This is a genomic window from Gemmatimonadota bacterium, from assembly GCA_016719105.1.
Taxonomy (GTDB): domain Bacteria; phylum Gemmatimonadota; class Gemmatimonadetes; order Gemmatimonadales; family Gemmatimonadaceae; genus SCN-70-22.
In genome coordinates, this window is the sequence record JADKAQ010000001.1 from 114,740 (window position 1) to 141,537 (window position 26,798).

Below are 26,798 nucleotides of genomic sequence, written 5' to 3' on the forward strand. Positions count from 1 at the left end.
CTTGCGTGACCTGATCGGGGGGAGCACGCGCCCCACCGTCGAGCGCCCTCACGCCAACATCGCACCGGACATGTCCATCGGCGACACCCCGCCCACCGGGTGGACCTCGTTTGGCAGCACCAGCGCCGCCGGCACGCTCCCCGCCGAGCAGCTGGCGGCGACGGAGCTCCTGTCGTCCGACACGGCGATGTGGGCCATCGTCTTCGCCGGCGGGATCGGGTCGCGCTTCTGGCCGTTGTCGTCGCCGCACCGCCCCAAGCAGCTCTTGCGCCTGGTTGGCGATCGCCCGCTCATCGCCGAGACGGTCGGACGGCTCCATCCGCTCATCCCCGCCGAGCGCACCCTGGTCGTCACCTCGGACGATATCGCCGCGGCCATTCACGGCGCGATCCCCGAGATCCCCGAGGCCAACCTGCTCGTCGAGCCGCGCCCGCTGGGCACAGCGGCGGCGCTGGCGTGGGGGGCCCGGGAAGTCGCCAAGCGTGCCGGTCCCAACGCGCTGCTGTGCGCGCTGCACGCCGACCTCGCCATCGCCTTCCCCGATGCCTTCCGCCACACGTTGCGCCAGGGCGGGGCCGTGGCGGCGCGCGAGGACCTCATCGTCTCGGTGGGGATCAGTGCGGTGCGACCGGAGCCCGGCTTCGGCTACCTGGTCGTCGGCGATGCGCTCGCGATCGACTTCCCGCTTGCGGCTGGCGGCCCGGCCTTCGTCGAGCGCTTTGTCGAGAAGCCCGAGGCCGACCTCGCCGCCGCGATGTGCGCCGAGGGGGCGCTCTGGCACTCCGGCGTCGCCCTCGCCCGCGCCAACCTCATCCTCGAGGCACTGGCGCTGCACACCCCCGAGGTCGCCCCCGTCCTCGAGGCGGCCGATCTCACCGATCACGATGCCTTCGCCGCCAACGTGCGCTCCATCTCGCTCGAACGCGGGCTCTTCGAGCGCATCGGGCGCATGGCGGTCGTTCCCGGCGACTTCGGATGGGACGACGTCGGCACCTGGGCCTCGCTCAAGCGCGCCCGCGACCTCGACGACGACGGCAACGGGGCCATCGGCGATGTGCACTTCGTCGACGCCAGTGGCAACGTCGTGCACGCCGAAGGGGCGTCCGTCGTGCTCTACGGCGTGGAAGGGCTGCTCGTCGTCTCGCTCCCCGGGGTGACCTTCGTGACGACGCTCGATCGCGCCGCCGACCTGCGCCCGCTGCTCGACCAACTGCCTGACGAGTTGCGTCGGCAGCTCCCGCGCGAGGAGTAGCGCGCCGGGCGTTGTCTGCCTGGCGGCGTGCGTGGACTCAAGAACGGCTCACGCGAAGGCGCGAAGCCGCGAAGCCGGAAGACGCGAGCCGCGGCACCCATACCGCAGGTTCTCTTCGCGCCTTCGCGGCTTCGCGTGACCGCCGTTGATCTCACTTGAACCTCCCCCCCGCCGCCGCCGCCACGAGCGCATGCGCACCTACCGCATCCGCGCCAACTCCGCCTCGGCCGCGAGATACCCGAACGACGCCCACTGCCCCCGCGCGCTCACGATACGCCGGAAGATCGTCTCGGCCTCGGCGCGCCGCCCGTTGTACAGGTGCCAGTTCCCCACGCCGTACGCGGTGGTGATGTCCTCCAGTCCACCGTCGGTCCCAAAGCGCCCCAGCAGTTCCCCGGGGGTGAGTTCACCCTTGTACAGCAACAGCAGCTTGTGGTACGCCCCGTTCTCGATGATGTCCATGTCCTTGCGGATCGGGACGAGCACCTTGGCCGCCTCGCCGTTCCGCCCGAGGCGACGCAGCGTCATGTACAACCAGTGGCTGCTGGCGACGAGCATGTCGGGGTTGCCGCGTGAGGCGGTGACATCCTCCTGGTACAGGGGCAACGCCTTCGCGAAGTCCCCATTGAGGTAGTACGCGAGTGCCAGGTGATAGCGGATGTTCCCCTTGAGCGTCGACGTCGGGATGTTGCGTGCGTTCGGCTGCCCGTCGGGTTCGACCTCGTCGGGCGCATGCTTCGTCAGGTCGTACGCCTTCTCGAGGTCGGCGATCGCCTTGTCGAGCTGGCGCGTGCTGATGTAGCGGTGCCCGCGATGCCGATAGAAGCGCGCGTCGCCCGGGAACGTCGCGATCCCGTCGCTGAAGATCGCGATCGCCTCGTTGAAGCGCCCGGGATAGGCGGTGCGCCGTCCGTACCAGATGATCGAGTCGGCATTCGCCGGCGTGCGGCGCCACGCCGAGCGCGCATCCGCCAGCTGCTGCTCCATCCGCGCCAGCGTTGCGGCTGGCGGAACCGCGCGCGACAGCGGTTCGCCCGTGAACGCGATCGCCTCGACCACGCGTTCGCCCGGCGCTCCCTTGAGGTGGCGGTCGAAGAAGGCGACCAACCGGTCGTGGAAGTCGACGAAGTCGGCGGGGGTTGTCGACGGCGTCCCGTGCCCGCCGTTCATGTAGTTCACCCACGTCACGTCCTTCCCCAGGCGACGCAGGGCGTAGAACATCTCGCGCGTGTTGTCGGCCGGCACGTTCGGGTCCAGCGCGCCGGTCATCAGGAGCAGCGGCGTGGTGATGCGGTCGGCGAACATCACCGCCGAGTGGGCGACGTACTTCTGGGGCTGCTGCCAGAGCGTCGCCCCCAGTCGATCCTGGCTCTTCTCCGCCGCATGGATGTTGCGCACCCCTAAGCGCGGAGAGTCGGTGTAGAACGAGATCATGTCCACCTTCCCCGAGATGTTGGCCGCGGCGCGGAATCGCTTGGTCTGGGTGATGAGGAGGTTGGTGGCATACCCGCCGTAGCTCGTCCCGAAGACGCCAAGCCGGGCGGAATCGGCGATCCCCGCCTCGATGAGGTGGTTGGCGGCCGCCGTCACCCCCTTGGCCCACGCCTCTCCCGGAAAGCCCGTCTCGAAGCCCACGCTCGGCTTCACCACCACATAGCCGCTGGCCGTGAGCACGTTGATCGTGGGGTCGAAGGTGTCGTCGAAGAACTCCTCGTAGATGTTGAACAGCGTGGGGTAGCGTTTGCTGGCGTCGTAGTCAGCTGGGAGGTAGGCGACGCCGTAGCGCGTGGCGCCGTCCATGTCGTGGTAGGTGATGAGACGGGTGCGGGCGAACGCCTTGCCGGCGAGCTGCGGGTTGCCGTCGGTCACGCGCCGCGCGTTGCGCATGCCGGCGTCGGCGACATACAGCTCCTGCGGACGGTTCCCCTCGCCTGACGAGTAGACGAGCACGTCGCCTGCCTTGGCGAGGCGCACTCCGCCGTACAGGCGCGTGTCCTTCACCAGCTCCTGCAGCGTCTTGCTCTCCCGATCGTAGCGGGCGACGCCGCGTCCCCATTCCGTGCGGCTGGCGATGCTGAAGTAGAGGTGCCGTCCGTCCGCGCTCCAGTCGATCGGCTGGTAGCGTGGCGCCGTCCCGGAGTCGCTGGTCGCCACCACCCGTGTGCGCGGCGCACCGTCGGCAGGTGCAACCCAGAATCCCTCGCGATTGGAAAGGAGCAGGGCATCGCCGCGCGGCGACCAGCGCACCACGGTGAAGCGCTGCGCCTCGCGATCGGCGCGTGCGGCGGCACTGGTGTCAGTCGCCGCGCGGCCGGTGCTGCTGGCGGCCGAGTCGGGGCCTGCGAGCTGGCGGGCTGGGGAGCCCCCACCGGCTCGCTGCACCCAGACCTTCCCCTCGCGGCTCCACGCGAGCTGCCGCCCGTCGCTGGACCAGGCGAGCGTGACGCCCTTGAGCGAGGGGAGGACGACCTGCGCCGCCTCACCCGCCACGCGCGCCATCAATCGGCGCTCCGTCCCGAAGATGACGTCGTAGTCGGTCTGCCGGGTGATGTCGTCTTCCCACGTCACCAACGAATCGTCCTCGCTCACCTGGTACGCGCTGATCATCCCCTCCGGGAGCAGTTCGCGCGGCTGGCTGGTGACTGCGTCGAGCGAGTAGACGGCGCGGACGTTTCCCTCGCGGCGCAGGCGGTCCCATGCCAGGAACGGGTCGCGCCCGTCCTGCACGAAGACCGGCCCCTGCGTCATGCGGGCGAACTCCGCGGTCACGCGCCCCCGCCAGCGGTCGCGGCGCAGTGCGACGATCACGCGCGTGCCATCGCGGCTCCACCGCACGTCGCTGTTCTCGGCCACGTACCATCCGGCCGGGACGGTGAGCGTCCGCGTACGTCCGCTGACGCGGTCCCAGATGAGGGGCTGGAGTCGGTCACCGCCCAGGGCGAGGAGGGCGAGTCGGCTGCCGTCGTGCGACCAGACCGGGGATCGCAGCACGCGCGGCTCACTGAAGACCGCCTGGTGCTGTCCGGTGGCGGTGTTGATGCTGACGAGGCGCGCCACCGCCGGGCGGATGTACGAGGGGTCGCCGTCGCGCCGGACGTCGGTTCCGAAGCCGTCGGCGCGGGTTTGCTGCAGGACCGCGAGCCAGCGCCCGTCATCACTCAGGTCGGCCACCTGGCTGGTGACGATCTGCAGAAGGTCGGTGGCGGTGACTGGCGCGATCGGGCGCTCGAACCGGGCCTGGGGACTCGTCGACTGCGCGCGGACCCCGTGCAGCGGGGTGAGGGCGAGGGCGAATTGCGCGAGGGCGGTGAGCGTGAGGAGGGCGGCGCTGGAGCGCGGTGCGGTCCGAGTTCGCATGGGGGCGGCAGGCGGCGGGGGGAAGTCAGACGAGCAGGGTGGCGCGAATCGACGGTTTCGTGAGGTGCCTGACGAGCGACGGGGCCTGGCGGGTGGGACGAGCCGTCAAGCGGACGCTCGGGGTAACATCTCCCCCGCATTTCGGCAATAGGGGATCACACATGCAACGCGCTAATCCGCCATGAGGAAAACCCTCATTGTCAAGTCCCGCAACGGGATGCGCCGGTTGTCGCGAAATTTTCTTGACACTCCGGAGACAGTTTCCGAGGTTTGGCCACTCGCAGAAATGCGCCGCAGGACGATTCCTGGCTAGTGATGAGCGGATGAACGGGTTCGCCTCGCCCGGTCTGGTCGTCACCTTTTCTGCGAGTCAATCGGTTCCCCCCCAACATCGGGAGGTTTTTGTGCGCAGGTTCTTTGTCCTTGCAGCAGCTCTGCTCGCGACGTTCGCCATGCCGGCGAGCGCGCGGGCGCAAACGCGTGAAGTCACCGGCAAGGTGACTGTCGCCGGCAGTGGCAATCCGCTTCAGGATGCCATCGTCGGGACGGTCGGTGCCGTGGGCGGCGCGCGGACGAACGAGCGGGGCGAGTTCCGCCTCCGCGTGCCGAACGGCGACGTCACCGTCCAGGTGCGCGCCATCGGCTACAAGCGCCAGACGGTCCGTGTGTCGGCTTCGCAGACCACCGCCGACTTCGCGCTCGAGAAGGACGTGCTCCAGATCGAGGGCGTGACCATCACCGGTGCCGCCACGACGATCGAAAAGAAGAACGCCGCAACGGCGGTGGCCTCGGTGAACTCCGAGGAGTTGGCCCGCGTCCCGGCGCCCGCGCTCGAGAGCGCGCTGCAGGGTAAGGTCGTCGGTGCCAGCATCAACATGAACAACGGCGCCCCGGGCGGCGGTGGTCAGGTGCAGATTCGCGGCGCCTCGTCGCTGATCGCCAACTCGCAGCCGTTGTTCGTTGTGGACGGCGTCATCATCTCCAACGCCACGCGCTCCAACCGCATGGCGGTGGTCACCGGCTCGCTCAATGCCGGCGAAGAGAACGGCACCAACCGTCTCGCCGACGTCAACCCCAACGACATCGAGAACATCGAAGTCCTCAAGGGTGCAGCGGCCAGCGCCATCTACGGCTCGCAGGCCACCAACGGCGTCGTCGTCATCACCACCAAGCGTGGCTCGGCCACGGCGCCGCGTTTCAACTTCACGCAGCGGGTCGGGACGTTCCAGGCGCAGCGCCTTCTTGGGTCGCGCCAGTTCCAGTCGCTCGACCAGCTCACCGCGCTCGGCCTCGGCGCCGAAGCGACGGCCGCTGCGACCGCCGCGTGCAACCCGAAGTGCCCCTACTTCGATTACCAGAAGCAGCTCTACGGCCAGGTCGATCCGTCGTTTGAGAGCGTCATCTCCCTAACGGGTGGCGTGAACAGCACGCGCTACTTCTTCTCGGGGATGGACAAGCAAGAGGCAGGCGTCATCAACAACACCGGCGCCCGTCGTCAGTCGCTGCGCGCGAACCTCGATCAGGCGATCGGTAGCAAGGTCACGGTGAGCCTTGGCGCCAACCTGCTGCGGTCGTTCTCGCAGCGCGGCATCTCCAACAACGACAACGCGCTCTCGTCGCCGATCTACTCGTTCGGCTACACGCCGGCCGTCGTCGACCTGCGCCAGAAGGATGCGACCGGACGTTTCGTCCTGAACCCCTTCCCGGCCACGCTGAGCACCTCGAATCCGTTCCAGACGATGGAGACGATGCTCAACAACGAGGACGTGTATCGCCAGATCTTCTCGAGCCGCATCAACTACGCGGCGCTCTCGACTGGCAGCAACAACGTCAACTTCTCCTTGCAGGCCGGTGCGGACCGCTTCTCCAGCGAGAACTACCTCTACGCGCCGCAGGAGCTCCAGTTCCAGCGCGCCGGGACGGTGCAGGGCGGGCAGTTCCCGGGGACGATCATTCAGGGGAACGGCACGAACCTCTTCAGCAACGTGACGGCGTCGGGGACGTGGAACAACAGCACGTTCTCGTGGCTCAACGCCACGACCTCCGCTGGTGTGCAGTACGAAAGCCGCAGCCTCAACGACTACAACGTCATCGGGCGCGGCCTTGGCCCGGCGCAGAAGAACGCGGCCGGCGCAGCGAACACCACGGTGTCGCATAACCAGCAGCTCATCCTGAACCAGGCGTTCTTTGCCCAGGAAGAGCTCCTCATGTTTAACGAGCGCCTGTACCTCTCCGGCGCCGTTCGCGGCGAGCGTTCCAGCGTGAATGCCGATCGCGAGAAGATCTTCTACTTCCCGCGTGTCAGCGGCTCCTATCGCTTTGCCGCCCCGATCAAGGGCGTCACCGAAGTGAAGCTTCGCGCTGCGTACGGTGAGTCGGGCAACCAGCCGAACTTCGGCGAACGCGATCTCACGTTCGCGTCGTACGGCCTCATTGGCGGCCTAGCCGGCTTTGGCATCCCGGGGACGATCGGCAACACGACGGTCACCCCCGAGCGCCTGAAGGAAATCGAGTACGGCATCGACGCCGGCTTCCTCTCGGATCGCATCCGCCTCGAAGCCACGTACTATGACCGCAACATCGTCGACCTGCTGGTTCGTCCGACGCTGGCTCCGTCTTCCGGCATCACCACCACGACTGTCAATGGTGGCGAGATGAAGGCGACTGGCGTGGAACTCGGCGTCACCACGGTGCCGGTGCAGACCGGCAACTTCCAGTGGACGTCGCGCGCCACGTGGTACCAGAACAAGGCCGAGATCACGTCGTTCCCCGACGGCGTGAAGCCGTTCCGCGACAACACGGCGGCCCGCGGCTTTGGCAATGCCTACGGCCAGCTCTTCTACACGCCGGGGCACACCGTCTCGACCATCTGGGGCAACGCGCTCATCAATGGCGTGCAGACGACGCAGACGCCGCTGGCCGACGCCAACCCGCGCTACGTGATGTCGTTCTCCAACGACTTCAACTACAAGCGGTTCAACGTCAACATGCTCATCGACTACCGCCGCGGCGGCACGTTGTCGAACATGACGAAGAACCTGTTTGACGAGGGTGGCAACTCGTGGGACTACGACGAGAAGTCGCCGGAAGACGGCGTGCCGCTTGGCGAGTACCGCTACAACACATGGAATGGCGGCCGCACGACCGCGATGTATCTGGAAGACGGCTCGTACACGAAGATCCGCGAGATCAACGTGTCGTACGACCTGCCGCAGAGCTGGTGGTCGGTGGTGCCGGGGGCCCGCTCGGGGCGCATGTCGCTCGCCGCGCGTAACCTCTTCATCATCTCGGGCTACAACGGCTTCGACCCCGAAGTGAACAACGGCGGTGCCTACGTCGTGCGCTTCGTCGACCTGGCGCCGTTCCCGCCCACCCGCTCGTTCTTCTTCTCGGTCGATCTCGGCTTCTAACCGATGACGTTCCGACTCAATCAGACTTCAGCGAGCACTCGCTCGATGGGAGATCGTATGCGCATGAGGTCCATTGCGCTCCTCGGAGCGCTCACGTTCAGCGTCGTCGGGTGCAACGCCGACAAGCTCAACGTGCCGAACTACAACGCGCCCAGCGTCGACGCCTTGTCGAAGGATCCCAACGGGATCCAGCTGTTGGCGACGGGAATCCTCGTTTCGGAGCGTGGCGCGCTCGCGGGCTACAACCGCGACGTCGGCATCTTCGGACGCGAGGTGTACAACTACTTCACGACCGACGCCCGTAACGTGTCGAACTACCTGGTGGGGTTGGCCAACCCCCAGCGTCTCGATCCGGGTGGTTTCGCCAGCGGCAACTGGGCTGGCCGTTACCAGAACATGAAGAACGCGCTTGCCATCGTCGACGCGGCCAACGCCTCGAACCTGAGCGCGGCCCAGAAGTCGGCGGTCGAAGGATGGGCCAAGACGTGGTACGCGCTGGATTTGCTGTACCTCATCGCGACGCGCGACTCGATCGGCGTCCCGACCGAGATCCCGAGCACGCCGAGCACGCCCGCGCCGTTCGTGGCCCGCGCGCAGGTGTACCAGCGCATCATCGCCACGCTCGACACGGCGAAGACCAAGCTGGCAGCTGGTGGTGCGGCGTTCCCCTTTGCCATGCACTCCGGCTTTGCGGGGTTTGACACGCCGGCCAACTTCCTCAAGTTCAGCCGGGCCCTCGCCGCCAAGGCCAACGTGATCTACGGCTCGCTCGGCTGCGGCAACACCTGCTACGCGGCCGCCGTGACCGCGCTCGGCGAGTCGTTCCTCTCCACCACGGCGACGTTGGCGTCGCTGAACACGGGGCCGCAGCACATCTATTCAACGGCCACCGGTGACGCAACCAACGCCAACTCGTTCGTGCAGCAGAACTTCATCTACGCACACAAGCAGGCCGTCACGATCGCCCAGAAGCAGGCCGATGGCGTGACGCTCGACGACCGCGTGGCCCGCAAGCTCGTCAAGCTTGCGACGCCGGTCTTCCCGCCGCTCAACACGAACATCGCGGCGGAGTATCGCTTCGACATCTGGCAGACCCCGAGCTCGCCGGCCGCCATCATCCGCAACGAGGAGCTCCTCCTCCTGCGCGCTGAGGCGCTGTGGGCACAAGGACAGACGGGTCCGGCGCTTGCCGACCTCAACCTCGTGCGCACCACGTCGGGCAAGCTACCAGCCCTTGCGGCGCTCCCCACGGGTGCGGCTGGCCTGGACCTGATCGCGTATGAAAAGCACCAGTCGCTCCTGTTCGAAGGATCGCGCTGGGTCGACATGCGTCGCTGGGGTCGCCTCGGTCAGCTGCCGATCGACACGCCAGGGATGTTCGTCGCCAAGGTCATGCCGATCCCGCAGGCGGAGTGCGATGCGCGCCGCCCGGTCGGGGCGCCGGCGAGCGTCACGCCGCGTGGCTGCGAGGGGAACCTCTAGTCCGCATTAGTTTTCTCTCTTGTAGGACCTGCGGCCGCTCTCAGGTGAGAGCGGCCGCAGGTCTTTATTACGGTGAATTGCTGCCTGGTTTGCTCAAAGCTCAAACAGAGGGCAAGGTGTTCGTTGCAGCACGATCGTAGACAGAGTTCACACGTGTGGGTTGGAACGATCAGTAGTCATCGAAATTCGGAAGGTGCCACATGGAGTCAGAGTACGACTTCTTACCTGAGCACCAGTCTCTGGAGTAGAAGTGATGGTGACCCGGCGCGTACTTCGCCGAATCCGTCCCATTGTTGGGGCCTGGAAACTTGGTGGTATCCCGGTACGTGGTCTCTTCCATTCGCATGGTGCCGAGAACACCGCACACGCTGAAGCCAGCAGTGCCGCCATAGCTTGGCCAGTCCGGCCCTTTCACGAACATCGCGCCGCTCTGGTAGGAAGGATAGTTAGGCGCGTGATCTTCGTTGATGAGCACCTTGGCGCGCGCGTAGGCCACGTAGCTAGGCATGTCTATCGCGAACGTAGTGGAATCTCGACCTGATTTTGTCTGATACGAGTTTCCGCACACGTCGAAGCGATCGCAGTACTCGACATGCCATTCATAGAAGTATGGGCCTCCGGCTCCACCTGAGACGCTGTTTACCCAGAAGTCCTTGTGGCTGCCATAGGTAGCCTTGGGGCTCCAGTTGTAGCTGGCGGTAATGGTAGTGCCAGACGGAGCTGTAGGATTGTCGCCGGAATCCATCAAGAGTCGTGACAGTGAAGGAAACTCAAGAGCAGAAGGAATCGGCGTGCTGTCGATGGAACTGCTGCATGCGGTAGTCGCGAGAGCGATCGCGCTCAGTGCGATCCGTCGTGAATGTGGTCGCATGATCTCTCCTGGTCAGGCGTCGTAGGTTGCGCGGCCTCGTCTATGAGGCGCGCACACGGCAGCTGCAGTGCGCTAGCACGGTAGTGTGCTTTGTCTCGGCATGCTGTGCGCCTGCGCACGCGAGGTACATGCGAAGGCTGCGCCCGCTTGCAGGTGGCGGAGTCGAGTATGGGCAGATGGCGATGCGGAGAGCCGGCGCGCTGAGCGAACGCCGCGCGAGCGCCGAACGATGCACGCTGGGGTGCGAGTGGTGCCACGTTAGGCAAGCCCGGCCGGCGGCGCGTGTCTGTCGACAACCCCGGCGTAAGCGCACAGGTCGGGCGCTCGTGAGAGTTGTCGTGCTGCCTGCGTTGCGCAGAACCGTGAGGCGATTGACCGACGCCTCCGGACTCTCGACTGGACATCTGGCCGACCCAGACCTCGCCGGTGGCCATCATCCGCAACGAGGAGCTCCTCCTCCTGCGGGCCGAGGCGCTGTGGGCGCAGGGCCAGACCGGCCCGGCACTCGCCGACCTCAACATCGTTCGCACCACCTCGGGCAAGCTCGCGCCGCTCGCCTCGCTCGCCACGGGCGCGACTGGTCTCGACGCGCTCATGTACGAGAAGCACCTGTCGCTCCTTTTCGAAGGGACGCGTTGGGTCGACATGCGCCGCTGGGGCCACATCGGGCAGCTGCCGATCGACCGCGCCGGCCAGTTCGTCGCCAAGGTCATGCCGATCCCGCAGGCGGAGTGCGATGCACGCCGTCCGATCGGGGCGCCGGCCTCCGTCCTGCCGCGCGGCTGCGAGGGCAACCTCTAGTCGCACGGTTCGATCCTGTTCCACGGTTGCAGCCGGCGGCCGGTCCCTTCGGGGGCCGGCCGCTCGGCATTTGTGGGGACTCGGGGGCGTTAGGCGGCGGGGCGACGTGCGCTCCCTCCGGGGCCGGCGTGCCGATCGCCGTCGCAGGGGTCGGCGTCGCAGGGGGCTGCGTCGCAGGGGGCTGCGTCGCAAGCGCCCCCATCGCTCGGGTCGGCGACGCGCCGGCGACCGATGAAACGTGCGCGCCTCGGGTGCGTAGATTCCATCATGGCCGCCGCTTCTCCCATCGCCGCCCCCAACGCCACCCTCCCCGCCACACGACGGGGCTACTGGCACGAGAGCCGCTCTCCGCGCTACTCGCTGACCTTCGCCATCCCGCTCCTCGTACTCTACGAGGCGCTCGCCGCCGCGCTCTCGCAGGACGCCAACGGTGTGCGCAACGGCGCCGACGTCCTCCTCAAGTCGGCCTTCCAGGCGGTGCTCGGCGGGCGCGGACAGCTCGTTTTCGGCGTGGTCCTCGTGGGGACCATGGTCGCGTTCATCGTGCGCGACCTGCGGCGTTCACCCGGTGGGCTCAAGGGCTCCACTTTCGTCGGGATGCTTGTCGAATCGGTCGTGCTAGCGGCGCTCTTCGGCACCGTGGTGGGCCTCCTGACCGCGCAGCTGGTGGGTGCACTGGTTGGCGGCGGTCAGGCGACCGGGTTGGCGATGGGCGCGCTGGATGGCGTCGGATGGCCCACCGCGCTGATGGTCTCGTTGGGAGCCGGGCTGTACGAGGAACTCCTCTTCCGCGTGATCCTGGTCTCGGTCCTCCTCTGGTCGGCCAAGAAGCTCTTCGGATGGGGGCCCGTCGCCTCGGGCATCTTCGCCACGCTCACGGCGGCGCTGATCTTTTCGGCCTTCCACTACGTGGGACCATTCGGCGATCGACTGGAGCTGGGAAGCTTCGCCTTCCGCGCCATCGCCGGTGTGGCGTTCAGCGCGCTGTACATCGTGCGCGGCTTTGGGATCACGGCGTGGACGCATGCGCTGTACGACGTGATGCTGCTGGTCACGCGCGGGTAGCGCTGGTGTTCGGCTCCTCCTCGAGTCGAAGCGCGACGTCCGCAAGGAAAAGCTCGACACGGAGGTTCACGGAGGTAACACGGAGGTTCACGGGGGAAAGCACTGCCGTGGTACGGTGCGCAGACGTACCCCGCGCTCGACAACCTCCGTGAACCCCCGTGTATCCTCCGTGAACCTCCGTGTCTTGCTTTTGAACGTCTATCGCCCCGCGCGCCGCCGGAGATTGCGCCCGCCCCCCCGCGTCGCGAGGTTCCGGTAGGCGGCCCGCGCCCGGGCCCTCACGTCACCACGACCTCGACATGTCCCGATACCTCCATCGCGCCTCATCCACGCGCGTCTTCGCGCTCGCGCTCGTGTCCGCCGCGGCCACGCTCACTGCCTGCTCGCGCTCGGCGACGATCGCCAACGGCGGCGCCACGCCGTTTCGCAGCACGACGGTCGACTCCGCCTACGTGCTCTCGCTCCTGACGGCGCTCTCGCACGACTCCATGGCTGGCCGAATGACCGGCGCGCCGGGCTCCGCACGCGCGGCCCGCATGATCGGCGAGCAGATGCAGCGCATCGGACTTACCCCGGCGGGTGATTCGGGCTTCTTCCAGCGGGTTCCGCTCTATCAGGTGCAACGCACCATGGGGAACCAGACGCGCACGGTGCCGGCGCTGGCCGCGTCGTTCGCGGCGCTGGATACCATCTCCGCCGCGCGCCGCCTCACCGGGGTGAACGTGGTCGGCGTGATGCGCGGGAGCGACGCCGCGCTGGCCGGCGAGGCCATCCTGGTCGATGCGCATTACGATCACCTGGGCACCACCACCGCCGTCGACGGCGATTCCGTCTTCAACGGCGCCGATGACGACGCCTCGGGGACCATCGCCGTGCTGGAGATTGCCCGCGTCCTGGCCGCCGGCCCGCGCCCCAAGCGCACCATCATCTTCGCCGCCACCACCGGCGAGGAAGTCGGCTTGTTAGGCACGCGCTGGTACATCCAGCACCCCGTGCACCCGCTTGACCGCACCGTGGCCAACCTCGAGATCGAGATGATCGGGCGACCGGACTCGCTCGCCGGCGGGCGAGGGAAGGGGTGGCTCACCGGCTACGAGCGCTCGACGATGGGCGAGGCGCTGGCGGCGGCCGGGATTCCGCTCGTCCCCGACAAGCGCCCCGAGCAGAACTTCTTCATGCGGAGCGACAACATCGCCTTTGCGCGCCTCGGCATCCCGGCGCACACGCTGTCGTCCTTCAACCTGCACGCCGACTACCACCGGCGCACCGACGATGCGTCGCGCGCCGATGCCGGGCACATGGCGCAGGTGATCGACGCGGCCGCGCGCGCCGTGCGCCTCCTGGCCGACGGCCCCAAGCCGGAGTGGAAGCCCGGCGGGCAGCCCGGCCCGGCCGCGCCGCGCCGCCAGTAGCTCGCACGCCGTCGTTCGTCGATCGTCGCTCGCCGCCCGCAGCCCACACGTCATGTCGCACGACACCACGCACGCGTTGCACCTGGAGACGGTTGCCGTCCACGCCGGCCACGCCCCCGATCCCACCACCGGGGCCGTGGCCGAGCCGTTGCACCTGTCGACGACCTTCCTGCGGGCCCCCGACGGGACCTACCCGAGCGGCTACGTCTACTCGCGCGATCGCACCCCCAACCGCTCCGCCCTCGAGACGGCGCTCGCCGCGCTCGACGGGGGCGCCGACGCGGCGGCGTTCTCGTCGGGGCAGGCGGCGGTGGCGGCCGTCCTGCAGTCGCTCGCCCCGGGCGATCACGTGATCTGCCCGAACGCCGTGTACTACGGCACCAAGAAGCTCCTCGCGCAGGTCTTTGCCCCATGGGGGCTCGAGTATTCGATCGTCGACACGACCGACCTCGAGGCCGTGCGCGCGGCGGTTCGTCCGCGCACGACCCTCGTGTGGGTCGAGACGCCGTCCAACCCCACCTTGGCCATCACCGACATCGCCGGCTGCGCCGCCATCGCCCACGCGGCGGGGGCCCGCCTTGCGGTCGACAACACCTGGGCCACCGCGCTGGGGCAGCGGTCGTTGGCGTTAGGCGCGGACCTGGTGATGTACTCGACCACGAAGTACTACGGCGGCCACTCCGACACGCTGAGCGGCGCCCTCGTGACCGCACGCGCCGACGACCTGTGGGAACGCATCCGCCTGGTGCAAAGCTCGGTGGGCTCCGTCGCCGCTCCCTTCGACTGCTGGCTCGTGCACCGCGGCATCGCCTCGCTCCCCTGTCGCCTGCGCCAGCACACCCACAACGCCGAGATGGTCGCGGCGTTCCTCGACTCGCACGCACGCGTCGAGGCCACGCACTATCCGGGGCTCCCCGCCCACCCGGGGCACGCCGTCGCCGCTCGCCAGATGCAGCTCTTTGGCGGGATGGTCTCGTTCCAGGTGCAGGGGAGCGCCGCCGACGCGCTGGCCGTCGCCGGCCGGCTCCGGATCTTCACCCAGGCCACATCGTTAGGTGGCGTGGAGAGCCTCGTCGAACATCGCAAGTCCGTCGAGGGGCCCGAGTCCCCAACCCCAGACAACCTCCTCCGCCTCTCCGTCGGCCTCGAACACGCCACCGACCTGGTCGAGGACCTTCGGCAGGCGCTGGGGTAGGAAGGGCGCCCGATCCAAAGAGCGATGGCAGGGTGAAGCACGGCAGTCGAAGATGAGCCCCTCGGCATCTCCACGCCGCGTGATCTCTAGAAGCTGTCACTCGTCTTCCCGTCTTCTCGTCTTCTCGTCTTCTCGTCTTCGCGTCCTCGGTGTCCCATGGATGACCGCAAGTCCCAATACCTCTACGGCTTCGCCGCCCTCGGCCTCAGCATCGCCCTCGGCCTCTTCTTCGTCTCCGGCGCCCTCAAGGACATTCGCCGCGGCAATGAAGAGGTCACCGTCACCGGCTCGGCCCGCCGCCCCATCCGCTCCGACTTCGTCGTCTGGCGGCTGAGCGTCGCCGTGCAATCGGCGTCCATTCAAGCAGCGTCGGCCGAGCTCACGCGCGGCACCGACCGCGTGCGCGAATTCCTCAAGGCCGAGGGGGTCAACGATTCGCTCCTCACGGTCAAGCCGGTCGAGGCGATGGGGATCTCCGAGACGCTCCCCGATGGGCGCGAGACGGGGCGCGTCATCGCCACCCGCCTCTCACAGGCGTTCGAGATCCGCAGCCGCGATGTCGATGGGATCACCCGCGTCTCCCAGCGTGCCAGCTCCCTCATCGCCGACGGCGTCCCGCTCCAGGCGTCGTCGCCGGAGTACCTCTACACCAAGCTCGCCGACGTGCGCGCCGGCCTCCTCGAGGACGCCACGCGCGACGCCAAGCAGCGCGCCGAGGCGATCGCCAAGAGCTCGGGTGCCACGGTGGGCGCCGTGCGCGACGCGCGCATGGGCGTCTTCCAGATCACCCCCCGCTTCTCCACCGAAATCAGCGACTACGGGGTGAACGACGTCAGCAGCATCGACAAGGACGTCACGGCGGTGGTGCGGGCGACGTTTCAGCTGCGGTGAGGTAGGCGGGCAGTCGAGTCCTTCTTACGGGGGCACTGCCGAGAAGCGGGACACGGAGGTGCACGGAGGTCACTCGGGGGTTCACGGAGGAAGTTCCGGCGCGCGCCGATCTCCTCCGTGAACCCCCGTGTGTCCCCCGTGCCCTCCGTGTCCCGCTTTGGGATGCCGTGGTCGCCCTACGCGTCCAGCGCCGTGCGCAAGACCGCGTCCAGCTCCTCCACCCGAAACGGCTTCTGGATGCACGCCGTGACGAAGCCCGGCGCAAAGCGGCCACTGACCTCGCTCTCGCTGAAGCCCGACATGAGCACGATGGGGAGCTCCGAGTCGATCGCGCGGATCGCGGCGACCAGCTCCTCGCCCCCCATCCGCGGCATCGTCAAGTCGATCACCGCCAACTGCACCGCGTCGCGTTCGCGCCGGTAGGCGTCGAGCCCCTCCACGCCGTCGGTGGCCACGCACACCTGGTAGCCGTGGCGCTCCAGCATCGCACGCGACACCTCGCACACCGTCGGGTCGTCGTCGACGACGAGGATCACGCCGCTCCCGCGCAGGTCGCCCTCGCGCGCCGCCGGGGTCCGGTTCGTCCCGGGCGTCCCTGGGACGCTCACGGGGAAGAGGACGCGAAAGGTCGTCCCCTCGCCGGGGGTGCTGTCCACGGTGATCGTCCCGTGGTGGCCGCGCACGATGCCTAACGTCGCCGCCAACCCCAGTCCGCGCCCGGTGAACTTGGTCGAGAAGAACGGGTCGAAGATGCGCTGCATCGTCTCCGGCGTCATCCCGATCCCCGTGTCCGCCACCTCCACGAAGGCGTACACCCCTTCGTCGAGGTCGTAGTCCATGTACGGCGATTGCAGTGCCTCACGATCGGCCCACATCACTCCGGTGCGCAGCGCGATCGTCCCGTTCTCTCCCGACAGCGCGTCCGACGCGTTCGTGATCAGGTTCATCACCACCTGTCGCACCTGCGTCGCGTCGGCCTCCACCGGCGGTACCTCACGCCCGAAGTCGAACTGCAACGACGCCTTCTTCGAGATCACCGTCTGCAGCAGGTGCGCCATCTCCGACACCAGCGCCGAGAGGTCGAGCGGGCGCACCACGAAGCGCCCGCGCCCGGAGTAGGCGAGCATCTGCTTCGTGAGGTCGGCCGCGCGCAGCGCCGCCGTCTCCACGTCGCGCAGGAGTTCGTGCAGCTCCGAGGTCGGCTCCACGTCCATCAGCGCCAGCGACGCGTTCCCGAGGATCCCCACCAGCAGGTTGTTGAAGTCGTGGGCGATCCCCCCGGCCAGCACCCCCAGGCTCTCCAGCTTCTGCGCATGCTGCATCTGCTGCTCGAGGCGCTTGCGCTCGGTGATGTCCTGCCCGCTGGCGATCACGCCTAACGGTCGGGAGTTCACGTCCAGCAGCCGCGTCACCGTCCACAGCACCGTGCGCGCGTCGCCGCGCCGCGAGACGATCGCGTCCTCGCGCGGGCGCGGCGTGTCGCCCGCCAGCACGCGGATGACCTCGTGCCGCATCGCCTCCCGACGCGCCTCGTCACTCATCAATGCGAAGTAGTCGCGCCCCAGCACCTCGCGCCGGGCATAGCCGAACAACCGCTCCGCCTCACGGTTCCACTCGATCACCATGCCGTCAGGCGCAATGCCGATCAGCACGCTCCCGGTCGTCTCGATCAGCGAGCGGTACCGATGCTCGCTCGCCAGCAGCGCCTGCTCCGCCGCCCGGCGTTCCGTCACGTCGCGAAGAAAGACGTACGTCAACGGCGTGCCGTGCGCGTCGCGGAACACCGTCGAGGTGATCTCGGCCTCGAATGGGGAATCGTCCTTGCGCCGCATCGTCACGACCCCGGCGAAGCGCCCCGTCTTGCGACGCGTGGCGAGCGCCGAGTGCACGCGGTCGTCGCGCGGGTCGGTCAGGTCGCGTGTGCCGAGCCCCACCATCTCGCCGGGTTCGCGCAGGAAGAGCTTTCCCGCCTCCCCGTTCGCCGCCAGCACCTCGCCGTCGAACGTGGTCAGGAGGATCGCCTCGAGCGAATGCTCGAAGATCGCCCGATAGTGCGACGCGTCGGACTCCGGCATCGCCGAGGGCGGTACCGGAAAGCGAAGTGCGTCGGGCGTCTCTTCCCCTCGAACGACCATCGGGACAGACACGGGCAGGCGGCGTCGGGTGGATCGTGAACGTGCTCTAATTGACGTCCAGACCTGGACCCGTGTCACAGATCACGCCCCGTTTCCCTCCCACCCTTCTCTCGCTCCGGTTCGACACGGCTCTGGCCCACGGAACGCTTTACAGGTTACTCTTTTCTCTCCTCGATCCGGACGACTCGCATGGTTGCGGCACCTCTGTTCCTCGCGCTCGCGTCGGTAGCCTCGTTTGCGGGCGGTGAGTGTCGCCCGCCCAAGGACAGCTCCGAGGCCAAGCTCTTGGCCTTCTTTGCCGCCCCCATCGCCTTCTCACCCGCCGGACATGCCGAGCGGCTCGCCCCCGGCGCCGTCCGACTGTCGTTCGACGTCACCTACGTCCCCAAGCCGGCCGCCAACATTCGCCGCGCGAGCTACTGCCAGCGAAAGAGCGAGAATACCGATCTCTCGCCGATCTTCCCGCGACCGCGCATCGCCGTCGGGTTGCCCGGGGGGCTGTACCTGGAGGGGAGCTACCTCCCACCGGTCACCGTCATGGACGCCACGCCGAACCTCGGATCGGTCGCCTTGGGGTGGACGCGCGCGATGAGCAGCAACGCGGCAGGGGGCGGAACGTGGGTGGGACTGCGTGCGCACGCGACCTTCGGCGAGGTGAGTGGCCCGATCACCTGCGCCGAGGACGCGCTGCAGACCAGCTCGGCCACCCGCGCCTGTTTCGGGACGAAGCCATCCGACGACACCTACGAGCCCAACATGATGGGCGGAGAAGGGATCTTCGGCTGGAACGGGGGCGCGCGACTCTCGGCGTACGTCGGTGGCGGCTACACGTCCATCAAGCCGCGCTTCCAGGTGAACTTCACCTCGCAGGGCGGCACCGTCGACGATACCCGCGTACTGCTAGACGACAGCCGGATCACGGCGTTCGCGGGGGGCGCCTTCAAGATCTCACCGCGCGCGTCGCTGACCGCCGAGCTGTACTCCGTCCCCAAGGACGTGACGACGATTCGTGTGGGGGGGAGCTGGATGCTGCGCGGGGCGCCCTAACGACACGCGACGACGACTCCGGGCAGCGCGACGAGGACGAGGGAGGGGCGGGGGGCGGCGACGCGATTGACGGCGTGCCGCGCCCCGTCTACGCTTTGAGGCAGTCACTCGCTGCTGGCGGCCACCTTTCCTCCGAACATGTCCCGACTGTCTTCGGTCCTTTTCGCCGCGGCCCTCGCCCCCTTCGTCGTCGGGGGCGCGCACGCGCAGGCTACTCCGTCCGCCCCTCCCACGCAGGACTACCTGGTATACACGGTGGCCGAGTCGGCCGACCAGTTGGCGCTCGTTCGGTTCGGTCCCAAGGGGATCAAGATCGAGCGGCAGCACAAGGTCGGAATGATGCCGACGGAGATCAACGGGCCGCACGGCATCAGCGTCTCGCCGGACGGGCAGTTCTACTACATCAGCATCGCGCACGGGACGCCGTACGGGACCTTCTGGAAGTTCCGCACGTCCGACGACGAAGCGGTGGGCCGTACGACGCTGGGGCTCTTTCCGGCGACCGTACAGACCACCCCCGACGGGGCGCTCGCCTTCGTGGTGAACTTCAACCTGCACGGCGACATGGTCCCGTCGTCCGTCTCCGTCGTGTCGACCGATGAAATGGTCGAGATCGCGCGGATCACCACCTGCACCATGCCGCACGGGTCGCGCATCAATCCGGCGGGGACGCTCCAGTACTCGGGGTGCATGATGGATGACATGCTCGTCGAGGTCGACACGCGTGCGCTCGAGGTCTCCCGGCACTTCCTCGTCGCCAAGGGGAAGGAGATGGGGATGAAGGGTCCTCCGGGGGCGATGTCGCATGCCGGACACGCCGGAATGGCGAACATGTCGCACGACTCGGCGATGGCGGCGGCTCCGGTGCAGTGTTCCCCGACGTGGGCGCAGCCAAGTGCAAACGGCGGAAAGATTTACGTGGCGTGCAACAAGTCGAGCGAGATTGTGGAGATTGATGCCGCGACCTGGACGATGACGCGCCGGTGGGACGCGGGCGACGGCGTCTACAACCTCGCCGTTTCGCCCGATGGCAAGCAGCTCGTGGCTACCAACAAGCGCGGAAAGTCGGTGTCCGTCTACGACCTGGCGACGGCGAAGGAAATCGCGCGAATCCCCACGCTGAAGGGAGTTGTGCACGGGGTCGTGGTGTCTCCCGACAATCGCTACGCCTTCGTCACGGAGGAGGGGCGGGGTTCGGAGGCCGGCATTCTGGAGGTGTTCGACCTCAAGAGCTTCCGGAGCGTGGCGACACTCGAATTGGGGCAGCAGGCGGCGGGGGTCGACTTCTTCCGCGTGGAGCCAGCGAAGTAGCGGTCGCGCCGGCGCGCGCACCGGCAACGGCGTGCTGTGGGGCGGGGAACGGCGGCGCTCGACGAGTGTAGCCTTGCGGGTTCCTGCATCTCACGGGCGTGAGGGGCTGGGCGGCAGGGCGGTGTCACTTTCCATGGTTGGCCTCGCGCGAGTGCGTGCGGCCGGATATTCGAGGGAGAGGAGTCGTCAGTGAGACAGTGGATCATCCTTGGGGCGTTGTCGCTCGCCGCGTGCTCTGGCGGCGATACGCCGCCCACCGGAACGACGCCCCCTGGCCCGGTGGCGCAGGTGAGCATCGCGGCGGTGGCGTCGTCGATGGTGGCCGGGGGAACGCAGCAGCTGACGGCCAGGCTGTACGACAAGGACGGCAAGGCGGTGACCACGTCGACGGTCACGTGGAGCGCGACGCCAGCGACCGTCGGCACCGTGTCGTCCGCCGGCGTCCTGACGGCCGTCGCCCCGGGGACCGTCAAGGTCACGGCGACCTCGGGGACGCTCTCGTCCACCGTCGACATTCTGGTCGAAGCCAACCCCTGCACGACGCCAATCGCGCTCCAGGCGGGGCAGGTGCGCAGCTTCACCGGTGGTGGTGTCGTCTCGTGCATCACGCTCGCGGCCAGCGCCGGGAGCAGCGATTACCTCGTCATTGGCGCCAACACGCGCCCCGTGCAGGACGACCTGATGCAGTACAGCGTGAGCCTGCAGTCGGTGGCGGCCTCGCTCTCCTCTCCGGTGGTACAGGCGCAGCTCGATCCTCGCCTGCTCGTGCAGGATCAGGAGCAGGAGCGCATCGACGGCACGCACGAGCGGCTGCGGCAGTACGAGCGCGCCACGGTGGGGCCGGTGGTGCAGGCGGTGGCGCGCACGCGTACATCGCCGACGCCCGCTGCGCGCGCCAACCTTGCGGTCTCGCTCGCGGTGTCCGCGGTAGGCGATACGGTGAACCTCCGGGTGCCCAACCTCAACACTGGGAAGGACATCTGCAAGGACTTCATCGCCATCAAGGGCGTGGTCCGGGCCAGCTCAACTCGCGCGACGATCGTCGAGGATGTGGCGTCGCCGTCGGGCGGTTTCACCGCCACAGACTACAACGCGATTGCGCAGGAGTTCGACAACCTGATCTTCCCGACCGACACGTCGTGGTTCGGCAAGCCGACCGACATCAACAGCGACGGGCGCGTCACGATCCTCTACACCCCCGAGGTCAACAAGCTCACCCCCTCGGGTTCGTCGGGCTTCACCGCCGGCTTCTTCTTCGGCTCCGACCTCATCAAGAAGTCGGAGTATCCGAGCACGAACGAGTGCCGCAACCAGACCAACGAGCAGGAGATCTTCTACGTCCTCGCCCCTGATCCCGCGGGGACGTTCAACAACGTGCGCTCGACCGTCACCGTGCGTCAGGGGACGCGCGGCGTCATCGCGCACGAGTTCCAGCACATGATCAACCAGGGGGTGCGCCAGTACAATCCGGCGGTCGAGGCCCTCGAGACCTTCTGGTTGAACGAAGCGCTCTCGCACCTCGCCGAGGAGATCGTCGGGCGCGCCATCATCGGCGTGGGCGACTTCCAGCGCCTGACGTACAGCCAGGTGAACCCGTCGCCCAGCTCGGCCAACGATTACAACGCCTTCTTCCGGCAGAACCTCTCGCGCTTCCAGCGCTGGATGGTTCGCCCGGACACGTCGGCGCCGATCAGTGTCCAGAATCGCGCGCAGCTTGCACCTCGCGGGGCCAGCTGGGCGCTGCTGCGCTACGCCATCGACCAGTACAGCAACGGCTCGGCGCGAGCCTTCACCAAGGCGCTGGCCGCCGGCCCGCAGACCGATGTGGCCAACCTGCTGGCCCGCACGTCGGGGGCGCAGTTCGACCAGATCATCACCGGCTGGCTGGTCGCCAACTACGCCGATGGCCTCAACGTCAGCGGCCTGTCGCCGCGATACGGCTACCTGAGCTGGAACATCCGCGACGCGATGTCGGGGTCCAACAGCGGCTCCTTCCCCCTCCTGGTTACCCCGCTCCCCGGGACGTACACCACGCAGTCGCTCTCGAGCTCGGGCAACTACTACCGCCTCAATCGCAGTGGCAGCTCGCCGCAGGTGCAGATCAAGCTGCAGGCGCCAGGCGGGGGCAACATCACCAACGAGTACACCACGGTGATCGTGTTGCGCGTCTCCTGAGTTGCGTGACGGGAAGACGGGAACGCGTTCCACTTCAGAAAGCTCGACACGGAGGTTCACGGAGGTAACACGGGGGGGTCACGGAGGACGTCGGCGCGCCGGCCGCTCTCCTCCGTGAACCCCCGTGAATCCTCCGTGAACCTCCGTGTCCCGCTTTTAGGTCGTCCCGTCCTCCGAGTTCCTCAGGACTCCCGCAGCGCCGACATCGCCGTCTCGCGGAAGACGTCGCGCCCGCTGAGCATCCCGATCGCCACCGCCATCAGCATCATCGCGGCCGAGATGCCTAACGCCTGGCCGGTCGCCGCCGTGAACGGGCGATCGAAGACGTAGCGCATGATGGCCCACGCCCCCCCGAACGAGAGCACGAGCCCCGTCAGGCTCCCCAGCACCCCCAGCACCGTGTACTCGGAGACGAGGATCCGCCCGATCTGCGCGCGGGTGGCCCCCAGCGTCTTGAGGAGCACGCCTTCCCGCACCCGCTCGCGACGCGTGGCGGCGACGGCCGAGAAGAGCACCGGGATCCCCATCGCCAGCGAGAAGATCGCCAGGAAGCGGATCGCCAGCGACGCACGACGCGAGATCTCCCCCACGGTCTTCCGCACGAGCGAAAGGTCGATGCTGGCCACGTTGGGATAGCGGCGTACCACGGCGTTCTGCACGCGGGCGCCAGCCTTCTGGTCGTCCGACGCGGCGAGCAGGACGAAGGTCTTGGGGGCCTTCTCCAGCGTGCGGCTCTGGAAGACGGCGTAGAAGTTGGGTTCGAAGCGCGCCCAGTTGACCTCGCGAATGCTCGTGACGCGCGTGGGGATGCGCACCCCCTGCACGTCCCACGTGACGACGTCGCCTAACGCCACATTCAGTTCGTCGGCGATGTCCGACTCGAGCGAGACCTCATCCGACGGCTTCCCCTGCGGCGGCGGCGTGGCACCGAACCACTTCCCCGCCAGGAGCACCTCGCCGGTGAAGAGGGTGTCGCGAAAGGTCGAGCGATACTCTCGGCGAAGCGCCCACCCCGAGGGGCGACGCTCCCCCTGCGGGCGCTGGGCGTTGCGCTGGCGCTGGCCGCCGCCCTGACCCTCGCTCAGCGTGTCGGCCGGGCGCCGCGGGGCCAGCTCGTCCACCGTCTTCCCGTTCACCAGCGCGATGCGCATCGTCACGATCGGCGTGCGCTGGATGACGGGAATCCCCGAGGCGCGCACGATCGAGTCGACGCCAAGCCCCTGGTCGTCCTGCACGTCGAAGAAGAGGAGGTTGCCGCGCGACGCCTCTTCGGTGATGCGGAGTTGCGCCAGCAGGTTGCTCTGCACCAGGTACAGCGTCGTGACGAGGAAGGCACCGAACCCTAACGAGAGCACCACCGACCGCGTCTGGTTGGCCGGGCGATAGAGGTTGGCGACGCCCTGCCGGACGACGTACGGCCACCCCGCCCGCACCGAGACCCGCGCCACGCGTGAGAGGATGGCGGCGCTCAGCAGGAGCAGGACGAGCACCCCGGCGATCCCGGCGCTGAAGCCGATCACCTCGCGCGGCGCGTTGGCGCGCGTGGCCGAGATCCCCACGACGGTCAGGACGATGAAGAGGTTCACCATCCACACCGCCCAGTCGAATCCCGGCGCCTTGGGCGGGTTCACGTTGCGACGGATCGCCTGCAACGGCGAAATGCGACGGAGCGCCACGAGCGGACGCAGGGCGAAGGCGAGGGCGATCCACACCCCCAGGCCGATCCCGGTCGCGATCGCCACCGGCTCCAGTTGCACCTGCACATCGAGCGGGAGCGCCCCCTTGAGGAGCCCCGGGAGGAAGAACTGGATCCCCACGCCCAGCGCGGCGCCTATCGAGGCCCCGAGCAATCCCATCAGCGCGGCCTGCGTCGCATAAATCAGCAGCACCTGGCGCGACGTCGCCCCCACGCAGCGGAGCACCGCCACGATGTCGATCTTGCGCGCGACCCACGCGTTCACCCCGCTCGCGACGCCAACGCCCCCCAGCAGGAGGGCGACGATCCCGACGATCCCCAGGAAGTTGGCCAGTTGCTCGATCGACTCGGTGAGCGAACTCTCGCTCTCCGACACGGTGCGCGACCGCACGCGCGCCGAGTCGAGCGTCGGTCGAATCGCCTTGAGCCAGTCTTCGGCGTTGACCCCGGGGCGGAGGCGGGCAAACCCCTCGTAGTCGGCTCGGCTCCCGAAGGTCAGGAGCTTGGTGTCGGCGACGTACTGGTCGCCGATGTAGATGCGCGGGCCGATGGCGGCGGCCATCCCGGGGTCGCCCGGGACGTTCACCAGGCTTCCCACGATCTCGAAGCTGGCGAACCCCAGCTGCAACGAGTCGCCTACTGCGACGTCGAGGGCGATGAGCAGCGAGGGGTCGACGAGGGCGACGCGGCGCTGCTGCAGGTCGGCCCAGCGCCCCGCCGGGTCGGTCGTGACTTCGCCGTACAACGGATACGTCTGCGTCACCCCGCGCACCTGCGCGAGGCGGGTCGTCCCCTTGGCCTTGGAGGTGGCCATGGAGGCAAAGCTCGTCTCGCGGGCCAGCGTGACCCCGGTCTTCCCTAACGAGTCGAAGAGGGCGTCGGTCTGCTTCGTCCACCCCTGGCGCGCCGTGAACGAGACGTCGCCGCCCACAAGGGCGCGCGACTGCGCCCGCACCGAGCGGTTGATGTTCGCGGCGAACGAGTCGATGGCCACGAGCGCCGCCACACCTAACGAGATCGACGACATGTACAGGAGGAGGCGCCGCCGCGTCGACCGCGACTCGCGCCAGGCCAGCGAGACCAGCGTGCGGGCCCCCCCGGCCTCCTGGGCCGATTCGGGCGCCCCAGCCAACGGTGCGGGCGTCATGCCAGCCCCGGCGCGGTGGTCGCCGTGGCGGGGGGCGAGACGGGGGCGGAGGGCGCGGCCTGTGTCTCGGCACCGGCCGTCGCCCGATCCTCGACGACGAGGCCGTCGGCAAGGCGGATAATGCGCTGGGTGCGTTCGGCGAGCGTCAGGTCGTGCGTGACCAGGACGATCGTCGATCCCGATTCGCGGTTCAGCTCCTCGAGTAGGGCCACGATCTTCGCCCCGGTGGTGCCGTCCAGGTTCCCCGTCGGTTCGTCGGCGAAGAGGATGCGCGGCCGATTCACGAAGGCGCGCGCGATCGCCACGCGTTGCTGTTCTCCCCCCGAGAGCTGGGAGGGGAAGTGGTCGAGCCGGTCGCCGAGCCCGACGCGCTCGAGCAGGGCGCGCGCACGAGCCCCGGCCCCTCCCTCGCCGCGCAACTCGAGCGGAACCTGTACATTCTCGATGGCGGTAAGCGTCGGGATCAATTGAAAGGACTGGAAGACGAACCCAACTTTCGCCCCGCGGAGCTGGGCGCGCTGATCCTCGCTCATGGCGGTGAGGTCGGCGTCGTCGAGGAGCACCTGCCCGCGGGAGGGGGTATCAAGTCCGGCGAGCAGTCCGAGCAGCGTCGTCTTGCCACTGCCTGAGGGGCCGACGATCGCGACCAGCGCTCCCTGCGGCACCCGGAACGAGACGTCGCGCAGCACCGTAAGTCGATGAGTGCCGCTGTCGAATTCCTTCGTGAGACCTCGAGCTTCGAGCATGCGAGTCCTGTTGAGTATTGTCGCCCTGGCGAGCGTGGCCGTGCTGGGCTGTTCGGGCACCGACGCGGGGAAAGATACCGCGCGCGACACGTCCGCTCCCGCCCAGCGGGATGAACGCGCCGACGCCATGTCTGGTGCCGCCGCGGTCGGAGAGGACTCCGCGGCGTCGTCCGGTGCCCCGACGATGTTGATCGTGGGGACGTCGCTCACGGCCGGGCTGGGGCTCGACCCCGCCGAGGCCTATCCCGCGGTGCTGCAGCGCATGGCCGACTCGGCAGGGTACGGGGTGCGCATCGTGAACGCTGGGCTGAGCGGGGAGACGTCGGCCGGAGCGCTGCGCCGCCTGGAGTGGCTCCTGCGCGAACCCGCGGCGGTGGTGATGATCGAGACCGGGGCGAATGATGGGCTTCGGGGGCTCGACGTCGATTCGACGCGGGCGAATCTGGTGGCGATCGTGCGGCTGGTGAAGCGGGCGCTCCCCGCGGCCTCGGTGCTGCTCGTGCAGATGGAGGCGCCGCCCAATCTTGGCGCGGATTACACCCGGCGCTTCCACGACAGCTACGGGGCGGTCGCGGCGGCGGAGGGGGCGACGCTCCTGCCGTTCCTGCTGGAGGGAGTGGCCGGGGTGCGGAAGCTGAACCAGGGGGATGGGATCCATCCGACGGTGGAGGGGGCGAAGCGGGTGGCGGGGAATGTGTGGCCGGCGCTTGGGCCGATCCTCTCCCGACTTGCCAAGCCCGGCATGACCGGCTAAAATCCGAGGCTGTCGCAACTTACGTTTTCTTTCGCCCACTTCAGGCGGAGC

The 26,798-nt window shown here is 68.1% G+C and carries 17 protein-coding genes; 12 read left to right on the plus strand and 5 right to left on the minus strand.

The features are described 5' to 3' along the window. Window position 1: 1 nt before the first annotated feature. A complete protein-coding gene (locus IPN47_00475; protein MBK9406531.1) occupies window positions 2-1,252 on the plus strand; it encodes a mannose-1-phosphate guanylyltransferase in 1,251 nt (416 codons plus the stop codon). A 198-nt stretch (window positions 1,253-1,450) separates the two neighbouring features. Here IPN47_00475 and IPN47_00480 read toward each other — a convergent pair whose 3' ends face one another. Further along, a complete protein-coding gene (locus IPN47_00480; GenBank protein ID MBK9406532.1) occupies window positions 1,451-4,609 on the minus strand; it encodes a prolyl oligopeptidase family serine peptidase in 3,159 nt (1,052 codons plus the stop codon). Between the two features lie 452 nt (window positions 4,610-5,061). Between IPN47_00480 and IPN47_00485 the strand changes: the two genes are divergently transcribed. Together IPN47_00485 and IPN47_00490 are read left to right on the plus strand one after the other, a co-directional pair. Beyond that, window positions 5,062-8,019, plus strand: coding sequence for a SusC/RagA family TonB-linked outer membrane protein (locus tag IPN47_00485; protein MBK9406533.1), 2,958 nt, complete (start codon window positions 5,062-5,064; stop codon window positions 8,017-8,019). A 63-nt stretch (window positions 8,020-8,082) separates the two neighbouring features. Beyond that, window positions 8,083-9,501: a RagB/SusD family nutrient uptake outer membrane protein gene (locus tag IPN47_00490; GenBank protein ID MBK9406534.1), complete on the plus strand. Its 1,419-nt coding sequence runs from the start codon at window positions 8,083-8,085 to the stop codon at window positions 9,499-9,501. A gap of 169 nt (window positions 9,502-9,670) precedes the next feature. On the opposite strand, the gene IPN47_00495 is transcribed toward IPN47_00490, so the two are convergent. Next, complete coding sequence (locus IPN47_00495; protein MBK9406535.1) at window positions 9,671-10,372, minus strand: hypothetical protein; 702 nt, start codon at window positions 10,370-10,372, stop codon at window positions 9,671-9,673. Between the two features lie 426 nt (window positions 10,373-10,798). Between IPN47_00495 and IPN47_00500 the strand changes: the two genes are divergently transcribed. The 5 genes from IPN47_00500 (at window position 10,799) to IPN47_00520 (ending at window position 15,736) form a co-directional block, all read left to right on the plus strand. After that, entirely contained in the window at window positions 10,799-11,173 is a 375-nt protein-coding gene (locus IPN47_00500; protein ID MBK9406536.1) for a RagB/SusD family nutrient uptake outer membrane protein, read from the plus strand. A gap of 267 nt (window positions 11,174-11,440) precedes the next feature. Continuing rightward, window positions 11,441-12,238 carry a CPBP family intramembrane metalloprotease gene (locus IPN47_00505; GenBank protein ID MBK9406537.1) on the plus strand — a complete coding sequence of 266 codons (798 nt, stop codon included), beginning with the start codon at window positions 11,441-11,443 and terminating at the stop codon, window positions 12,236-12,238. Window positions 12,239-12,537: 299 nt separating this feature from the next. Continuing rightward, complete coding sequence (locus tag IPN47_00510) at window positions 12,538-13,650, plus strand: M20/M25/M40 family metallo-hydrolase (GenBank protein MBK9406538.1); 1,113 nt, start codon at window positions 12,538-12,540, stop codon at window positions 13,648-13,650. Window positions 13,651-13,726: 76 nt separating this feature from the next. Beyond that, the gene (locus IPN47_00515) at window positions 13,727-14,845 is read left to right on the plus strand and encodes an aminotransferase class I/II-fold pyridoxal phosphate-dependent enzyme (protein ID MBK9406539.1); all 1,119 of its coding nucleotides are present in this window, start codon (window positions 13,727-13,729) and stop codon (window positions 14,843-14,845) included. Window positions 14,846-15,001: 156 nt separating this feature from the next. Then, the gene (locus tag IPN47_00520; protein MBK9406540.1) at window positions 15,002-15,736 is read left to right on the plus strand and encodes an SIMPL domain-containing protein; all 735 of its coding nucleotides are present in this window, start codon (window positions 15,002-15,004) and stop codon (window positions 15,734-15,736) included. Window positions 15,737-15,912: 176 nt separating this feature from the next. Here IPN47_00520 and IPN47_00525 read toward each other — a convergent pair whose 3' ends face one another. Further along, on the minus strand, window positions 15,913-17,883 hold the full coding sequence (locus IPN47_00525; protein ID MBK9406541.1) for a PAS domain S-box protein: 1,971 nt from the start codon (window positions 17,881-17,883) through the stop codon (window positions 15,913-15,915). A gap of 177 nt (window positions 17,884-18,060) precedes the next feature. On the opposite strand from IPN47_00525, the gene IPN47_00530 reads away from it, so the two are divergent. The 3 genes from IPN47_00530 to IPN47_00540 all read left to right on the plus strand — a co-directional run bounded on the left by IPN47_00530 (window position 18,061) and on the right by IPN47_00540 (window position 22,404). Beyond that, window positions 18,061-18,918, plus strand: a complete 858-nt coding sequence (locus tag IPN47_00530; protein MBK9406542.1) for a hypothetical protein — start codon at window positions 18,061-18,063, stop codon at window positions 18,916-18,918. Between the two features lie 138 nt (window positions 18,919-19,056). Beyond that, window positions 19,057-20,229 (plus strand): YncE family protein, encoded by a 1,173-nt coding sequence (locus IPN47_00535; GenBank protein MBK9406543.1) that lies wholly within the window; start codon window positions 19,057-19,059, stop codon window positions 20,227-20,229. Window positions 20,230-20,544: 315 nt separating this feature from the next. Next, the gene (locus tag IPN47_00540; GenBank protein MBK9406544.1) at window positions 20,545-22,404 is read left to right on the plus strand and encodes an Ig-like domain-containing protein; all 1,860 of its coding nucleotides are present in this window, start codon (window positions 20,545-20,547) and stop codon (window positions 22,402-22,404) included. A gap of 182 nt (window positions 22,405-22,586) precedes the next feature. On the opposite strand, the gene IPN47_00545 is transcribed toward IPN47_00540, so the two are convergent. Beyond that, window positions 22,587-25,247: an ABC transporter permease gene (locus tag IPN47_00545; GenBank protein MBK9406545.1), complete on the minus strand. Its 2,661-nt coding sequence runs from the start codon at window positions 25,245-25,247 to the stop codon at window positions 22,587-22,589. After that, window positions 25,244-25,993 (minus strand): ABC transporter ATP-binding protein, encoded by a 750-nt coding sequence (locus IPN47_00550; protein ID MBK9406546.1) that lies wholly within the window; start codon window positions 25,991-25,993, stop codon window positions 25,244-25,246. The genes IPN47_00545 and IPN47_00550 overlap by 4 nt, the downstream gene beginning before the upstream one ends. On the opposite strand from IPN47_00550, the gene IPN47_00555 reads away from it, so the two are divergent. Continuing rightward, window positions 25,992-26,747, plus strand: a complete 756-nt coding sequence (locus tag IPN47_00555; protein MBK9406547.1) for an arylesterase — start codon at window positions 25,992-25,994, stop codon at window positions 26,745-26,747. The genes IPN47_00550 and IPN47_00555 overlap by 2 nt on opposite strands. Window positions 26,748-26,798 lie beyond the last annotated feature (51 nt).

Coding starts and splice junctions, on each gene's coding strand:
- IPN47_00480 (MBK9406532.1), bottom strand. CDS start 4,609: ATGCGAACTCGGACCGCACCGCGCTCCAGCGCCGCCCTCCTCACGCTC.
- IPN47_00485 (MBK9406533.1), top strand. CDS start 5,062: ATGCCGGCGAGCGCGCGGGCGCAAACGCGTGAAGTCACCGGCAAGGTG.
- IPN47_00490 (MBK9406534.1), top strand. CDS start 8,083: ATGAGGTCCATTGCGCTCCTCGGAGCGCTCACGTTCAGCGTCGTCGGG.
- IPN47_00495 (MBK9406535.1), bottom strand. CDS start 10,372: ATGCGACCACATTCACGACGGATCGCACTGAGCGCGATCGCTCTCGCG.
- IPN47_00505 (MBK9406537.1), top strand. CDS start 11,441: ATGGCCGCCGCTTCTCCCATCGCCGCCCCCAACGCCACCCTCCCCGCC.
- IPN47_00510 (MBK9406538.1), top strand. CDS start 12,538: ATGTCCCGATACCTCCATCGCGCCTCATCCACGCGCGTCTTCGCGCTC.
- IPN47_00520 (MBK9406540.1), top strand. CDS start 15,002: ATGGATGACCGCAAGTCCCAATACCTCTACGGCTTCGCCGCCCTCGGC.
- IPN47_00530 (MBK9406542.1), top strand. CDS start 18,061: ATGGTTGCGGCACCTCTGTTCCTCGCGCTCGCGTCGGTAGCCTCGTTT.
- IPN47_00535 (MBK9406543.1), top strand. CDS start 19,057: ATGTCCCGACTGTCTTCGGTCCTTTTCGCCGCGGCCCTCGCCCCCTTC.
- IPN47_00540 (MBK9406544.1), top strand. CDS start 20,545: ATGGTGGCCGGGGGAACGCAGCAGCTGACGGCCAGGCTGTACGACAAG.
- IPN47_00545 (MBK9406545.1), bottom strand. CDS start 25,247: ATGACGCCCGCACCGTTGGCTGGGGCGCCCGAATCGGCCCAGGAGGCC.
- IPN47_00555 (MBK9406547.1), top strand. CDS start 25,992: ATGCGAGTCCTGTTGAGTATTGTCGCCCTGGCGAGCGTGGCCGTGCTG.
- IPN47_00550 (MBK9406546.1), bottom strand. CDS start 25,993: ATGCTCGAAGCTCGAGGTCTCACGAAGGAATTCGACAGCGGCACTCAT.